The following is a 13830-nucleotide window of genomic DNA, read 5'->3' on the forward strand; positions in this document are numbered from 1 at the left end:
CCGGCTTCGTCCCCGGGGTACAAGCCGACGAAGGAGCCACCAGAGATGCGAACCACCGAGATCACCGCGATCCTGACCAAGCCGATCAGCCAGGAGCTGCTGGCCCGCGACCTGACCCGGCTGGCCTACGTGGCCCAGGACGGCACCCCCCGCAGCATCCCGATCGCCTTCACCTGGAACGGGTCGGAGATCGTGCTGTGCACCTCACGCAACGCCCCGAAGCTGCCCGCCCTGCGCGCCAACCCGATGGTCGCGCTGACCATCGACACCGAGGTCCACCCGCCGAAGATCCTGCTGATCCGCGGCCGGGCCGAGCTCGACGACGTCGACGGCATCCCGGCCGAGTACCTCCAGATGAACGGCAGCTACGAGATGACCCCCGAGCAGCGGGTCGAGTGGGAGGCCGAGGTCCGCTCGCTCTACGACGGCATGGTCCGGATCGTCATCACGCCGACCTGGGCCAAGCTCATCGACTTCGAGACCACCCTGCCCTCCGCGGTCGAGGAGCTGGTCCGGCAGCGGGCCGAGCGTTCCTGACCGTTACTGAGGCAGGGAGGCTTCGACGGCCTTCAGGATGCGGTTGACGCCACGCTCGAAGCGGGTGTCGAAGTCGTGGTCGGCGCCCTCGCGGACGACCCGCGCCAGGCACGGGTGCTCTGCTGCCGGCCGTGGTGCTGGTGGCGGTTCTGGTGCCGCGTACTCAGCAGGGTTGAGTAGCGGGTCCGACGCGGGCCCCGGGCGGCGCGAATAGCGTCGGTGACGTGCTGATTCTCCTGCGGTTCACCGGCCTCGCGCTGAGCGCGCTGTCCTCGCTCTACCGCATCCACCCGGCCGTGTGGCGGCTGATGGCCCGGACGTTCCGGCCCGGTCTCAGCCGCCTTGCGCGGTTGCACGCGTGGCTCACCTGCCGGGTCGCGGCGCACGACGTGCCGGCCTATGCCGATTTCGTTGGTTCCAGGGCCCGGAAGCGGCTCGCCCTCAGCGATTTCCCGCCGACCGACAAGCAGGGGTACGTCGTGAGGTACCCCGAGCACCTGCGCTGCCGCGGTGGCGAGATCGACGTCGTCGGCAGCGTGGTCGACGAGTCGTCCGGGTCGTCGGGGCGGCCGTTCAACTGGGTGCGGAGCCGGGCCGAGCTGCGGTCGGTGCATCGGAACCTGGCGGCGTACACCACGATGATCTTTCCTGCGCGGAAGAAGCGGGGGCGGTTCGTGATCAACGCGTACTCGATGGGCGCCTGGGCGACCGGAACGACCACCGGCGCGGCGATGTCCCGGATCGCGATGGTCAAGAACACCGGGCCCGACCTGGGCAAGATCGCCGACACGCTGCGGCACTTCGGGCCCGGGTTCGACTACATCGTCACCGCGTACCCGCCGTTCCTGAAGCATCTCCGCGACGCGCTCGACGCCGACGGGTTCCCCTGGGCCGGCTACCGCGTCTCGGGGATGGTCGGCGGCGAGGGCATGACCGAGGCGCTGCGCGACTACCTGGAGGAGCGCTTCGACAAGGTGCGGTCCGGGTACGGCGCCAGCGACCTCACCATCGGCATCGCCGGCGAGACCGACTTCAGCGTCGCGGTCCGCCGCCGGCTGCGCACCGATCCCGCCCTGCGGGCCGCGCTGCTCGGCGCCGACGAGCACCGGCTGCCGATGGTGTTCCAGTACAACCCGCTGGAGACGTACCTGGAGACCACCGCCGACAACGAGATCCTCTGCACGATCACCTCGACGGCGGTGCGCAACCCGCGACTGCGCTACAACGTCGGCGACGAGGGCCGGCTGATCCCGTTCCCGGTGGTGGCGGCGCACCTCGGCAAAGCTGAGAAGGCGGAGATGCGGCTGCCGCTGCTGTTCCTGTTCGGGCGCACGGACAGCACGATCTCGTACCTGGGGGCGCATCTCTATCCCCAGGACGTCGAGTACGGGCTGTACAGCGGCAACCCGCACGCCCACCTGCTGGAGAGCTTCTGCCTGTCGCTGCACGAGCAGACCGATCTCGAGGTGCGGCCGGTGGTTCACCTCCAGCTGCGGCTCGGCGCTTTGCCTTCGGCTTCGCTCGCCACGACCTGCCGCGACGGCATCCTCCGGCATCTCGCGTCGGTGAGCCGGGACTTCGCCGCGTCGCTGCGGGAGGATCCGTCGGCCGGGGATCTGCGGGTCGAGGTTCACGATTTCGGCGCCGGCCCGTTCGCGGGTACGGCTGGGAAGATCAAGAACTCGTACCTGGCCGGTGTCCGGTGAGGACCACCGACTTCTCGGCCGCGCCGCCCGCCGGGCAGGCCACCGCGATGTTCGTCGGCGCCACCCGCTACACCGGGCCGCTGTCGATGTTCCGGACCATCCGCGCCTGGGGCCCGATGATCCGGCGGATGAAGCGGATGAAGGGCTACCGCTGGCACACCGTGTACTACCGGTTCCCGTTCACGCTCGGCACCATCGCGTTCTTCGCCGACCGGGACGCGATGCTCAGGTTCGCCCGCACCAAGCACCACCGCGACCTGATGTGCTGGGTCACCGACCACGGCGAGCGCTACGCCACCGGCGGCTTCATCCGGCTCTACCAGGCCGAGCCGCACGGCTACAGCAACGGCGTGTGGCGGGCCGCCGACGAGCCGATGGCGCACATCCCGACGTTCACGCCGCTGTCCACCGAGAACAGCGGCCCGACGGTGCACCGCTCATGAAGGCCTCGCCGGTGATCACCCGTGCCGATTTCCGCGAGTTCTGCGACTTTCCGGTACGCCTGCATCCACGCTCGCTGTACGTGCCGCTGCCGGTGCCGGTGCTCGCCCGTCATCGGCGGGTCGCCCGGTTCTTCCTGGTCCGCGACCGATCCGGCCGGGTCGTCGGCCGGACCAGCGTGCACCGCGATCCAGCCTTCGGCCCGGAGCAGCTGTTCGGGCACACCGAGTTCGTCGACGACGACGCGGTCTTCGAGGCGCTGATGGCGGTCACCTCCGGGCCGGTGTTCGGGCCGGTCGCCTTGCTGCCCAACCAGACCGGCGGGGTGATCACGTCCGGATTCGAGTCCCGCGGCTTCGTCGACTCGGCCTGGAACCCGCCGTACTACCCGTTCTTCTACGAGCGACACGGGTTCACGCGACGCTTCGAGTCGTCCACCTGGATCCTGTCGTCGTTCTCGTCGTCGCCGTTGCCACCGCTCGCCCCCGGCATGGTCATCCGCCACGGGAGCCGCCGACGGCTGGGCTCGCAGCTGCCGATCCTGCGGGAGATGCTCAACGCCGGCTTCGCGCAGCTCGGGTACTACACGCCGATCTCCGCCGCGCAGCTGGCGGAACAGACCGACGGCTTGGCGTACCTGCTCGACGAGGGCCTGCTGCTGTGGCTGGAGCTCTTCGGGCGGCCGGTGGCCTTCGTGGTCGCGGTACCGGACATCTCGCGGTTCCTGATGTCCACCGGGGGCCGGCTCGGCCCGCTCGACCAACTGCGGCTGCTGGCCACCCGGTCGCGGTACCGCCGGTCGGCCGTACTCGTCATCAAGGGTTGTGTCCCCGGCGAACAGGGCCGCGGCCACGTCTCACGACTGACCCGCCACCTGCACCACAACCTCGCCGCGGGCGGCTACCGGACCCTGCGCAGCACGTTCGTGGAACGCGACAACGTGGCGTCGGCCGCCAACTCCGGCCGGCCCCTGCACGGCTACACCTTCTACCAGCGAGGTGCCGCATGAGCTGGGTGACAACCTTCCGCGAGTACGAGCCGGTCTACCGCCGGGCGCCCAGCGCCCACAACACCCAGCCGTGGACCCTCAGCTACGGCCGCGACGAGATCGTCATCGGCGTCGACCCCGCCCGCGCCCTGCCCGCCTCGGACCCGTCCGGCCGCGATCTCGCCCTGGGCCTCGGCTGCTTCCTGGAAACCTGCCTGATCGTGGCCGCCGCCGCCGGCCTGCCCGTGACCTGCGACCGGTCCGACCCGCGGCGCCTCCGCCTGATCCCCGCCCCTGGCCCCTACCTGACCTCCTTCACCCTCGACGACATCACGTCCCGGCGGGTGGCCCGGGGCCCGTACTCCCCCGGCACCATCAGTCCCGCCTTCCTGGCCGGCCTCGAACCCGGCGTGACCCACGTGCCGTGCCGCGCCCTGGCCCCCGACCTGGCCGTGGCCGACCGGTGGATGTTCTCGACCCCTTCGGTGACCCGGGAGCTTCGCTCATGGGTACGCCTGGACCGCCGCCACCCGCGCTACCACCTCGACGGCCTGACCGACCGGGCGCTCGCCCTGTCCCTCCCGTCGGCCCGGCTCCTCGCCGCCGCCCTGCACGTCCCGCCGGCCGTTCGCCGCCTGGGCGTGGCGGCGCTGCTGGCCTTCGCGGGCCGTGGCCTGCTCCGCCATGACGGCAGCGTGCTGGTCCTGACCTCGCGGGGCGCGCCGGTCCTCGCGGAGGGGCGGCGCCTGATGCGTACCTGGCTGACCCTGGCCCGGCACGGCCTGGCCGTGCATCCGTTGAGCCAGCTCCTCGACTGCCCGGTGACCGCGGCCCGCCTCACCACCCGCGTCGGGGCAACACCGCTGGCGGTCTTCCGGGTGGGCCGGCCACTCACCGAGCCGGTGCGGTCGGCCCGCCTGCCCGCGACCTCCGTCCCCGGGCCGCCCGCGCTTCAGCGTGGCCAAGGTGGTTCCGCGGCCGCGTACGGCCTGGCCGGCAAGGTGGCACCGGTGAGGAAGGCGACGGCGGCCTCGGCGGTTTCGGTGGGCTTGTCGGCGAGGACGGTGTGCCCGGCGCCGTCGATGGTCAGCATCGTCGCCCGGGGGAACGTGTCGCGGTATTCGCGGGTCACCTCCCAGCGGAGGTAGTCGCATTGGGCGCGCAGGACCAGCACGGGGGTCGGGTTGTGGCGCAGCGCCGGGCGGGGGTCGGCGGCTTTCGAGGCTGAGGCGAGGGTGGCGAGGTTGACCCAGAGGCTGTAACCGGCGGTCGCGGCGGCCGGCCGGGCGGCCCCGGTGGCGGCCGGGCAGCCGGAACTCATGGTGAGGCTGTGCACGAACTGCTGGTACAGGCCGTCCACCTTGTGGTCGGACATCAAGGTTCGGGCCGCGGGTAGTCCGCCCAGCTGGCCCAGGAAGTAGGTCGCCGCGAAGCGGGGGTGCGCCGCGAACTGGCGGCTCTGGTCGGTCTCGCCGGTCGGGGTCAGGCTGCCGTCGCTGAAGGAGTTGCTCGACATGGCTCCGGGACTCGCCACGATCGCCTTGGCCACGTTGTCCGGGTGGGCGGCCAGGTAGTGAGCGGTGAGCTGCCCTCCCCAGGAGGAGCCGATCAGCACCACCTTCGGGGCCGCCAACGTCAGCCGGATGGCTTCGAGGTCGGCCACCTGCCGGGCCACGGTGTACTCCCGCGGATCGAGCCGGCTCGACCGGCCGGCACCGACCTGCTGGTAGTTGTAGACGGCGAATCCGGCGGCCGCGAGACGCCCGGCGAACTCATCGTTGGGCCCGGCCGGGGCTCCGGGGCCACCATGGACAAGCAGCACTGGCTCGGGGTGCGTCACGTCGCCGGCGGTTCGGACGTAGGCGATCCGGGAGCCGGTCGGCAGGTCCCAGTACCGCATGGCCGGCGAGTCGGGCAGCGGGGTGTAGGTTGCCGGCGCCCCGAACCAGGCCCAGGACAGCCCGGCCGCCAGCAGCAGGGAAACCGCGAGGCCGACGCGTGCGGACCGCCATCCCGACCACCGGGCCACGCCGGCCGCGCAGCCGAGCGTGACCAGGGTGGCAACGGCGTAGGCCAGCAACCCGTTCTCGGTGGTCTGCGCGGTGCCGAGCAAGGCGGCGAAGAACAACAGGACGGATGCGAACACCGCGACGAACCAACCCAAGGCGGCGCGGAAACGACGTCTCATGTCCTCGACGCTACGGAGATCGAACGGCTTCTCCATCCACCCGCGGTACCACAGCCGGCGGCTCAGACCAGGCCGTGGCGGTGGGCCCAGATGACGGCGTGCACCCGGTCGCGGGCGCCGAGCTTGGCCAGGACCCGGCCGACGTGGGTCTTCACCGTCGATTCGGAGAGGAACAGTTCCCCGGCGATCTCGGGGTTGGACAGGCCACGGGCGATGGCGAGGAGCACCTCGCGTTCCCGGGCGGTCAGGTCCTCCACCAGGCGTTCGGCGGCGGGCGGGCCCGCCTGGTAGTGGTCGAGGAGCGTGCGGGTGATGCGGGGCGAGACCACCGCCTCACCGGCCGCAACCGTGCGGACCGCCGACACCAGTTCCTCCGTCCGCGCGTCCTTGAGCAGGAAACCGCTCGCACCGGCGCGCAGGCCGTCGAAGGCGTATTCGTCGAGGTCGAACGTGGTCAGGATGAGCACCCGGGTGTGCGGGCAGTGGGCGACGACCTGGCGGGTCGCCTCGATGCCGTCGAGCACCGGCATCCGCACGTCCATCAGCACCACGTCGGGCCGGTGGCGGCGGGCGAGGTCGACACCGGCGCGACCGTCGCCGGCCTCCCCGACGATCCTGAGGTCGGTTTCCCGGCCCAGCACCATTGCCATGCCTTCACGCACCAGCGCCTGGTCGTCCACGAGCAGCACGGTCGTCTCAGCCATCGGTTGCCTCACGGGGTTGGGGCAGGGTCACGCGTACGGCCCAGCCGTGCTCCGGTCGTGGGCCGGCGTCGACCGTACCGCCGTAGAGCGCGAGTCTCTCGGTCAGCGCGACGAGGCCCCGCCGGGCGCCCACCGACGGCGCCGCTCCGGACCCGCGGCCGTCGTCGGCGACCTCGATGACGATGGGGTCGGCCCGGTAGTCGACGTCGACCAGCACCTGCCGGGCGTCCGCGGCGTAGCGCAGGGCGTTGGTCAGGGACTCCTGGACGCTGCGGAACACGGCGACGCGCAGGCTCGGTGACGCCGGCTCCGAACCCTGCCGGCGGACCTCGACCGGAAGGCCGGCCGTGCGGAAGGTGGCGGCGAGAGTGTCCAGGTCCTGGGTGGCCGGCTCCTCGTCGCCGCCGTCGCGGAGCACCCCGAGCAGCCGGCGCATGTCGGTCATCGCGTCCCGGCCGACGCCGCCGATCCGCTCCGCGGCCGACCGGGCCCGGTCCGGGTCGGTGTCGGCCACGGCGGCGGCGCCGTCGGCCAGGCGCACCATCACGGTGAGGCTGTGGGCCACGATGTCGTGCAGGTCGTGGGCGATCCTCGTGCGTTCGCGGGCCGCCGCCAGCCGCCCCTCCTGTTCCTTCTGCCGCGCGAGTTGTTCCGTCCGGTCGAGCAACGCCCGCAGGTACCGGCGCCGGATCCGGACGTTCGCGCCGAGGACCACCGCGGTCACCGCGATGCCCGCGTAGACGATCCCGTTCCCGCGCCAGGGAAAAGGGGTCAGCGCGACCACGGCCAGCACCGCGCCGAGCGCCGCCTCGCCGGTGGACCGGTTAGCGGCGAGGACATAGAGCGCGCAGGCGAGCGCCACGCCGATGAAGTGATCGGTCGTCAGGGCGCCACCGGCCGCCACGGCGATCAGCGGCCACCACGGCCTCGAACGGCGGACCAGCATCGTGGCCGCCACGATCAGGGTGACCGCCGCCCATGTCGGGTCGACCGGTTGCGGTATCCGGAGCCCGGCGCCGTCGTCGAACATCCACAGCAGGCACACGAAGGCGACGAACGAGTCGACCAACCGCGGATGCCTGGCCCAGAACGCGCGCACCGCGCCGGCCGGTTTCGGCAGGCGAGGTGGCTCGGGCAGGACGCGCACGGTCACGCATCCTTGCGCACGCGGTCAAACCTGGCGGTCGCGGCCGGCCTGCACGCCGCCGATGATCTGGGGGATCATCAGGGCCACCATCAGGGCCAGCGGGACCCGCCAGCCGCCGGTCGCGTCGTGCAGGACGCCGACCAGGATCGGGCCGGGGATGGCCATCAGGTAGCCGACGCCCTGGCCGAACGCGGAGAGGCGGACCACCGTCGCGGGGGTGCGGCCGCGCAGCGTGATCATGGTCAGGACAAGCGGGAACGCGCAGTTGCCGATGCCCAGCAGCACCGCACAGACCCAGGGGGCGGCGGCGGGGTCGAACCACAGGCCGGCGTACCCGGCGATACCGGCCACACCCAGGGCGAGGGCGATCAGGCTCTGGCTGCGTACGCGTCCGGCGTACGACGTCACCAGGAAGCCCAGCGGCACGCCCAGGAAGGACGTGACCGCGAAGAGCACGCCGGCCGTCGACGGCGTCAAGCCGGCGTCGCGGAAGATCTGGGGAAGCCAGCCGATGATGACGTACGCCGAGGTCGACTGCATGCCGAAGTACACGGCCAGGGCCCACGCCACGGGCTCGCGGATGACGCGCAGATGTCGGGTCGGCGTGGCACCGCCCGGCGAGGCCGAGCCTGGTGGCGGCGAGCGGAGGGCCAGCCACGGCGGCACGGCCAGGACGGCCAGCAGCGCCCACGCGGCCAGGCCCAGGCGCCAGTCGTCGTGCAGGGCGGCGGTCAGCGGGACCGTGGCGGCGGCGGCACCGGCTGCGCCCAGGTTGAGTGACAGGCTGTAGAGGCCGGTGAGCATGCCGGCGCGGTCGGCGAAGCGCTCCTTGACGATCATCGGGAGCAGCACGTTCACGACCGCGATGCCGGCCAGGGCGACGGCGCTGAACAGGACGAACAAGACCGTGCTGGGGGCGTACGCGCGAATGATCAGGCCCAGCGTGAGCACCGCCAGGCCGGCGGCGATCACGGTGGCCGCGCCGAACCGGCGGGCGAGTCGCGGAGCGGCGAAGCCGACCGACGCGAAACACACCACCGGCAGCGAGGTGAGCAGCCCGGCGACCGTGCCGCTCATGCCCAGGCCGGCGCGGATCTCGGCCAGCACGGGACCGACGCTGGTCACGGCGAGGCGCAGGTTCAGGGCGGCCAGCAGGATCGCCACCACGGCCACCACGCTGCCCGAACGCACGAGCTGCTTGTCGGCCGAGAACGAGGTGGTCACGGAGCCCATCATGGGTCAGCGGGCGGCCGAGTGCAGTGGTGACCGGCACAGTCGGTCCTTACCGAAGTGCGAGACTGAACCGCATGACCCCTGAGAACATCTCTGTGCTGGAGGCGCTTCACTCCACGCCGGCGCGCCGCTACCTGTCCTCCGACCCGATCCCGGACGAGATCATCTGGGAGCTGCTCGACGCCGCGGTCCGCGGGCCGTCCGGCGGCAACGCGCAGCCCTGGGCCTGGATCGTCGTGCGCGACCCGGAGAAGAAGCGGCAGATCGCCGAGTACTACCGCGAAGGCTGGCAGAAGGCGTACGGGACGCGGCGCGAGGAGAGCCTGAACGGCGACGCGGTGGCGCGGCGCACGTACCTCTCGGCCGAGCACCTGGCCGAGCACCTGGAGGAGGCGCCGGTCTGGATCATCCCGGCGCTGCTGGTCGGCGGGCGGTCACAGAACCCGCGGCTGGGCTCGTCCATCTACGGCGCGGTGCAGCAGCTCATGCTGGCCGCCCGGGCCTACGGCATCGGCGCCACCCTGACCACGCTGCACTCCGTGCGGGACGCCGAGACGTGTGCGCTGCTCGGCCTGCCCGAGAAGGCGACCACGATGGCGCTGGTGCCGCTCGGCTACCCGGCGAAGGGCCGCTGGGCGGAACCCAAGCGCCGGCCGCTCGAGGAGGTCGTGCACTGGGACGCGTACGGCACCAACCGGCTACGCCAGCAGTAGCGCGGCCAGCGCGGCCAGGTTGCGCCGGTCCTCGGCCGCCGGCAGGCGGTCGCGGGGATGGTCGGGGTTGGTGTCGAGGACGACGTACTCGGCACCCATCTCGATGAGCGCGCGGAAGTCGCCGGCGACCTGGTCGAGGCTGCCCGTCCCCGGCGTCCGGCCGGCGCCCGCCACGGCCGTGGTGACCCGGGCACGCATCCGCGGGCAGAACGCGACGCCCTTGGTCGCGGGCCGACCGACGTCACGGATCCAGTCGAGCGGCGCGTTGTTCGGGTGCCAGGCGTCACCGTGGGCGACCGCGCGGCGGAGCACGGCCGGGGCGGTGCCACCCACCCAGATCGGGGTACGCCGGACCGGCCCGGTCGCCACCTCGCCGTAGGTCTCCTGGCGCAGCGCGGCCCGGATCGTCGCCACGTACTCCTCCGACACCCGCCCGCGCGCGGCGTAGTCGAGCCCCAGCACCTCGAACTCCTGCTGGGCCCAGCCGGCCGCCACCCCGAGGATGAAGTGGCCGTCGGTGAAGTCGTGCAGCGCCGCGGTCATCGAGGCGGTGAGCAGCGGATGCCGGTAGGGCAGGATCGTCACGGTCGTGCCCAGCTCGAGCCCGTCGGCGTACCCGGCCATCCAGCCCAGCGTGGTGAACGGGTCGTAGAACGGCGGCGGGTAGAGCTCGGCCACGTCGGGGGTCAGGGCGACGTGGTCCGAGACCATGGCCAGGGCGAAGCCGTGCTCCTGGGCGAACCGGACCCAGTCCCGCATCTCAGCCGGTGACGCGGTCGGCCCGAAGTTCGGGACGTTGATGCCGAGCTTGGTCATCGTCCCACCAGATAACGCTCGAAGGGCTCGTTGGGGTTGTCGACGCTGCCCCGCAGCGCCGAGAAGGCGGCCGGGGCGGGCGCCGGATAGTGCAGATCCGGGATGTCGGCGCCCGCGGCCGCGTACCAGATCACCGCGATGCCCGCGGCCTGCGCGACCGTCCGGCACATGTCGCACGGCTCGCAGCTCGAATAGACCTCGGCCCCACGCAGGTCGAGCGTCCCCAGTGCACGGCAGGCCGCCCGCACCGCCTCGACCTCGGCGTGCGCCGCCGGATCGACGTCGCGCAGCGCCGTGTTCACCCCGGTGGCCAGCACCTGACCAGCACGCACGACCAGGGCGCCGAACGGCAGTTGTCCCGCCGCCGCGTTCTCGGTGGCCAGATCGACCGCTCGCCGCAGCAGTTCCGGATCAGCTGTCATGGCCCCACCCTATCGGCGGTGATCCTGCCGACAGTCGCTGTCTTTGTCCGACAATCCATCTCGGCGGCGTCCGGCGGCTGCCGTTCGCCTTCCTCGGCGTGATCGGGGCGGCCGGCGCCACCGGGATCGCGATCATGCAGCGAACCGGCCGACTGGGCGCGGAAAACTCGGGTATCAGGGAGGCATGAGCGAGCGGGTCGTAGTGGTCACCGGGGCGTCCAGTGGCATCGGAAGGGCGGCGGCGAAGGCCTTCGCGGCGCGGGGCGACCGGCTGGTGCTGGCCGCACGGAGCGAAGGCGACCTGCACCAGGTGGCGGCCGAATGCCGGGGCACGCCCCTGATCGTGCCGACCGATGTCACGAAGCGGGCCGACCTCGAGGCGCTGCGGGACGCCGCGGTGGCGGAGTTCGGGCACATCGACGTGTGGGCCGACACGGCCGCCGTGATGGCGTACGGGCGCTTCGAGGACGTACCCGCCGAGGTCTTCGACCGGGTGATCACCACCGACCTGCTGGGGTCGGCCAACGTGGCCCGGGTGGCGCTGCGCCAGTTCCGCGACCAGGAGCGCGGCACGCTGATCCTGTGCAGCTCACTGCTGGCGCACATCACCGCGCCGTACATGTCGGCCTACATCACGGCCAAGTGGGGCCTGCGCGGCCTGGCCCGGACGCTGGCCCAGGAGGCCCGCGAGACGCCCGGCATCAAGGTCTGCACGGTCGCCCCCGGCAGCGTCGACACCCCGGTCTACACCAGCGCGGCCAACTACGCGGGCTTCGTCGGCCGCCCGCCGCCGCCGGTCGACCGCCCCGAGCGGGTGGCGGCCGCGATCCTGCGCCAGGCCGACAAGCCCGGCCGCGAGATCTCAGTCGGCCCCGCGAACCGGTTCATCGAGTTCGGCTTCACCGCCCTCCCCCGGGTGTACGACGTGCTGGTCCCGCCGATGATGCGGCGCTTCGGCCTGTCCCGGGAGCCGGTCAGCCGCCACCCCGGCAACGTGTTCGGCCCGGCCAAGCGCGTCGAGGGCGGTCCCGGCCGCCCGACCTGGCGCCAGGTCACCGCCGTCGCCACCGGAGGCGTGGCCGCCGCCGCGGTCCTGAACCAGGCGGTGCGCCGGTTGTCGTCCAGCTGACCCGCTCCCGGCCGAGGCGTTTGTCCGGCACATGCCGGGGTAGCCGCCTTCGAATCCAACTGGAGGCGTCAGATGCGTGCGATGGTCTACCGCGGTCCCTACCGCACCCGGGTCGAGGAGAAGAACCCGCCGAAGATCGAACACCCCAACGACGCGATCGTACGGGTGACCCGAGCCGCCATCTGCGGCTCCGACCTGCACCTTTACCACGGCCTCATGCCGGACACCAGGGTCGGTACGACGTTCGGGCACGAGTTCGTGGGCGTGGTGGACGAGGTCGGCCCGTCGGTGCGGAACCTCAAGGCCGGCGACCGCGTGATGGTGCCGTTCAACATCTTCTGCGGGTCCTGCTTCTTCTGCGCCCGTGGGCTGTACTCGAACTGCCACAACGTCAACCCGAACGCGACCGCGGTGGGCGGGATCTACGGCTACTCGCACACCACCGGCGGGTACGACGGCGGGCAGGCCGAGTTCGTCCGGGTGCCGTTCGCCGACGTCGGGCCGAGCATCATCCCCGACTGGCTGGACGAGGAGGACGCGGTGCTGCTCACCGACGCCCTCTCCACCGGCTACTTCGGCGCCCAGCTGGGCGGCATCAAGGAGGGCGACGTCGTCCTGGTGTTCGGCGCCGGGCCGGTGGGGCTCTTCGCGGCCAAGTCGGCCTGGCTGATGGGCGCCGGCCGGGTGATCGTGATCGACCACCTGGAGTACCGGCTGGCCAAGGCGGCCGAGTTCGCCCAGGCCGAGACCATCAACTTCGCCGAGTACGACGACATCGTCGTCCACCTGAAGCGGATCACCGAGCACCTCGGCGCGGACGTCGCCATCGACGCGGTCGGCGCCGAGGCCGACGGCAACCTGATCCAGCACGTCACCGCGGTCAAGTTCAAGCTGCAGGGTGGCTCGGCGGTCGCGCTCAACTGGGCGATCGACTCGGTACGCAAGGGCGGCACGGTCTCGGTGATGGGCGCCTACGGGCCGATCTTCAGCCTGGTCAAGTTCGGCGACGCACTGAACAAGGGGCTGACCCTCCGGATGAACCAGGCGCCGGTCAAACGCCAGTGGCCGCGGCTGCTGGAGCACATCCGGAACGGCTATCTCAAGCCCAGCGACATCGTGACCCACCGGATCCCGCTGGAGCACATCTCGGAGGCGTACCACATCTTCTCGTCGAAGCTCGACGGCTGCATCAAGCCGCTGATCGTCCCCACCCCCAGCTGACGACCGGAGTCACCATGACCTACACAGCGAAGAAGCCGCAGCTCGCGGAGTCGAGCGACGACCTGCGCGCCCGGATCCCGGGCTGGGGCGCCGACCTCGATCGGAAGGACCGGCCGTCGGTGCCGCGGGAGATCTACGACCCGGGCGCGACCGGGGCGCACTGGGAGTTCCCGGAGCGCCAGCCGGAGCTGTGGCCGCGGGAGCGCTCGATCGAGCACAAGTTTCTCACCCCGGTGTTCGGCACCTCCTGCCCGCCCAAGGGGCTGTCCGGGGTGATCCGGCGGTACGCGTACCGCCGGTTCAGCGAGGCCCGGGCGGCGCACTGGCTGCTGCTGATCGCCGCCGACCGGGTCGACGTCGCGGAAAGCCGGGTCACGGCGCTGCTCCGCGGTCACCCGGACAACGTGATCGCCGAGACGGGCGTGAAGGCCGAGCTGACCCACCACGGCCTGTCGTCCCGCCGCGGCCGCATCGACGTCCGGCACCAGCCGCTCGACGCGGTCATCGCGATGGCGCCCTACGTCGCGGCGGCCGGCGTGACCTGGGCCCTGATCAACCGCGCGCGCCGGCGCGGTTAGGCCGGCG

At 72.0% G+C, this 13830-nt stretch carries 14 protein-coding genes; 8 read left to right on the forward strand and 6 right to left on the reverse strand.

Features of this window, described 5'->3' with window-relative positions:
* Nucleotides 1-45 precede the first annotated feature (45 nt).
* The 4 genes from AB0O15_RS17095 to AB0O15_RS17110 all read left to right on the forward strand — a co-directional run bounded on the left by AB0O15_RS17095 (nt 46) and on the right by AB0O15_RS17110 (nt 3693).
* A complete protein-coding gene (locus tag AB0O15_RS17095) occupies nt 46-537 on the forward strand; it encodes a pyridoxamine 5'-phosphate oxidase family protein (protein WP_364319295.1) in 492 nt (163 codons plus the stop codon).
* Nucleotides 538-761: 224 nt separating this feature from the next.
* Entirely contained in the window at nt 762-2243 is a 1482-nt protein-coding gene (locus AB0O15_RS17100) for a phenylacetate--CoA ligase family protein (protein WP_364319297.1), read from the forward strand.
* Entirely contained in the window at nt 2240-2686 is a 447-nt protein-coding gene (locus AB0O15_RS17105; protein ID WP_364319299.1) for a DUF4188 domain-containing protein, read from the forward strand. The genes AB0O15_RS17100 and AB0O15_RS17105 overlap by 4 nt, the downstream gene beginning before the upstream one ends.
* Nucleotides 2683-3693, forward strand: coding sequence for a hypothetical protein (locus AB0O15_RS17110; protein WP_364319301.1), 1011 nt, complete (start codon nt 2683-2685; stop codon nt 3691-3693). The genes AB0O15_RS17105 and AB0O15_RS17110 overlap by 4 nt, the downstream gene beginning before the upstream one ends.
* 931 nt (nt 3694-4624) lie before the next feature.
* Here AB0O15_RS17110 and AB0O15_RS17115 read toward each other — a convergent pair.
* The 4 genes from AB0O15_RS17115 to AB0O15_RS17130 all read right to left on the reverse strand — a co-directional run bounded on the left by AB0O15_RS17115 (nt 4625) and on the right by AB0O15_RS17130 (nt 8935).
* Nucleotides 4625-5860, reverse strand: coding sequence for an alpha/beta hydrolase (locus AB0O15_RS17115; protein WP_364319303.1), 1236 nt, complete (start codon nt 5858-5860; stop codon nt 4625-4627).
* Nucleotides 5861-5922: 62 nt separating this feature from the next.
* Nucleotides 5923-6564 carry a response regulator transcription factor gene (locus tag AB0O15_RS17120; protein WP_364319305.1) on the reverse strand — a complete coding sequence of 214 codons (642 nt, stop codon included), beginning with the start codon at nt 6562-6564 and terminating at the stop codon, nt 5923-5925.
* Nucleotides 6557-7717, reverse strand: coding sequence for a histidine kinase (locus tag AB0O15_RS17125; protein WP_364319307.1), 1161 nt, complete (start codon nt 7715-7717; stop codon nt 6557-6559). Before AB0O15_RS17125 ends, AB0O15_RS17120 begins: the two co-directional genes overlap by 8 nt.
* Nucleotides 7718-7735: 18 nt before the next feature.
* Nucleotides 7736-8935: an MFS transporter gene (locus AB0O15_RS17130; protein ID WP_364319309.1), complete on the reverse strand. Its 1200-nt coding sequence runs from the start codon at nt 8933-8935 to the stop codon at nt 7736-7738.
* Nucleotides 8936-9018: 83 nt separating this feature from the next.
* On the opposite strand from AB0O15_RS17130, the gene AB0O15_RS17135 reads away from it, so the two are divergent.
* Nucleotides 9019-9657 (forward strand): nitroreductase family protein, encoded by a 639-nt coding sequence (locus tag AB0O15_RS17135; RefSeq protein WP_364319311.1) that lies wholly within the window; start codon nt 9019-9021, stop codon nt 9655-9657.
* Here the strand turns inward: AB0O15_RS17135 and AB0O15_RS17140 are convergent.
* On the reverse strand, nt 9643-10473 hold the full coding sequence (locus AB0O15_RS17140; RefSeq protein ID WP_364319313.1) for an LLM class flavin-dependent oxidoreductase: 831 nt from the start codon (nt 10471-10473) through the stop codon (nt 9643-9645). The two genes, AB0O15_RS17135 and AB0O15_RS17140, sit on opposite strands and share 15 nt — an antisense overlap.
* Complete coding sequence (locus AB0O15_RS17145) at nt 10470-10895, reverse strand: nucleoside deaminase (RefSeq protein WP_364319315.1); 426 nt, start codon at nt 10893-10895, stop codon at nt 10470-10472. The genes AB0O15_RS17140 and AB0O15_RS17145 overlap by 4 nt, the downstream gene beginning before the upstream one ends.
* Before the next feature lie 184 nt (nt 10896-11079).
* Between AB0O15_RS17145 and AB0O15_RS17150 the strand changes: the two genes are divergently transcribed.
* From AB0O15_RS17150 to AB0O15_RS17160, 3 genes are all read left to right on the forward strand, one after another.
* Nucleotides 11080-12024, forward strand: coding sequence for an SDR family NAD(P)-dependent oxidoreductase (locus AB0O15_RS17150; RefSeq protein WP_364319317.1), 945 nt, complete (start codon nt 11080-11082; stop codon nt 12022-12024).
* A gap of 72 nt (nt 12025-12096) precedes the next feature.
* Nucleotides 12097-13245 (forward strand): zinc-dependent alcohol dehydrogenase, encoded by a 1149-nt coding sequence (locus AB0O15_RS17155; RefSeq protein WP_364319319.1) that lies wholly within the window; start codon nt 12097-12099, stop codon nt 13243-13245.
* Nucleotides 13246-13259: 14 nt separating this feature from the next.
* On the forward strand, nt 13260-13823 hold the full coding sequence (locus AB0O15_RS17160; protein WP_364319321.1) for a hypothetical protein: 564 nt from the start codon (nt 13260-13262) through the stop codon (nt 13821-13823).
* Nucleotides 13824-13830 lie beyond the last annotated feature (7 nt).

It is taken from the genome of Actinoplanes sp. NPDC089786, assembly GCF_040684855.1.
Classification (GTDB): domain Bacteria; phylum Actinomycetota; class Actinomycetes; order Mycobacteriales; family Micromonosporaceae; genus Actinoplanes.

Excerpts from the sequence above, each read along its gene's own strand:
- AB0O15_RS17095 (WP_364319295.1), top strand. The coding sequence starts at position 46 with ATGCGAACCACCGAGATCACCGCGATCCTGACCAAGCCGATCAGCCAG.
- AB0O15_RS17110 (WP_364319301.1), top strand. The coding sequence starts at position 2,683 with ATGAAGGCCTCGCCGGTGATCACCCGTGCCGATTTCCGCGAGTTCTGC.
- AB0O15_RS17115 (WP_364319303.1), bottom strand. The coding sequence starts at position 5,860 with ATGAGACGTCGTTTCCGCGCCGCCTTGGGTTGGTTCGTCGCGGTGTTC.
- AB0O15_RS17120 (WP_364319305.1), bottom strand. The coding sequence starts at position 6,564 with ATGGCTGAGACGACCGTGCTGCTCGTGGACGACCAGGCGCTGGTGCGT.
- AB0O15_RS17135 (WP_364319311.1), top strand. The coding sequence starts at position 9,019 with ATGACCCCTGAGAACATCTCTGTGCTGGAGGCGCTTCACTCCACGCCG.
- AB0O15_RS17140 (WP_364319313.1), bottom strand. The coding sequence starts at position 10,473 with ATGACCAAGCTCGGCATCAACGTCCCGAACTTCGGGCCGACCGCGTCA.
- AB0O15_RS17145 (WP_364319315.1), bottom strand. The coding sequence starts at position 10,895 with ATGACAGCTGATCCGGAACTGCTGCGGCGAGCGGTCGATCTGGCCACC.
- AB0O15_RS17150 (WP_364319317.1), top strand. The coding sequence starts at position 11,080 with ATGAGCGAGCGGGTCGTAGTGGTCACCGGGGCGTCCAGTGGCATCGGA.
- AB0O15_RS17155 (WP_364319319.1), top strand. The coding sequence starts at position 12,097 with ATGCGTGCGATGGTCTACCGCGGTCCCTACCGCACCCGGGTCGAGGAG.
- AB0O15_RS17160 (WP_364319321.1), top strand. The coding sequence starts at position 13,260 with ATGACCTACACAGCGAAGAAGCCGCAGCTCGCGGAGTCGAGCGACGAC.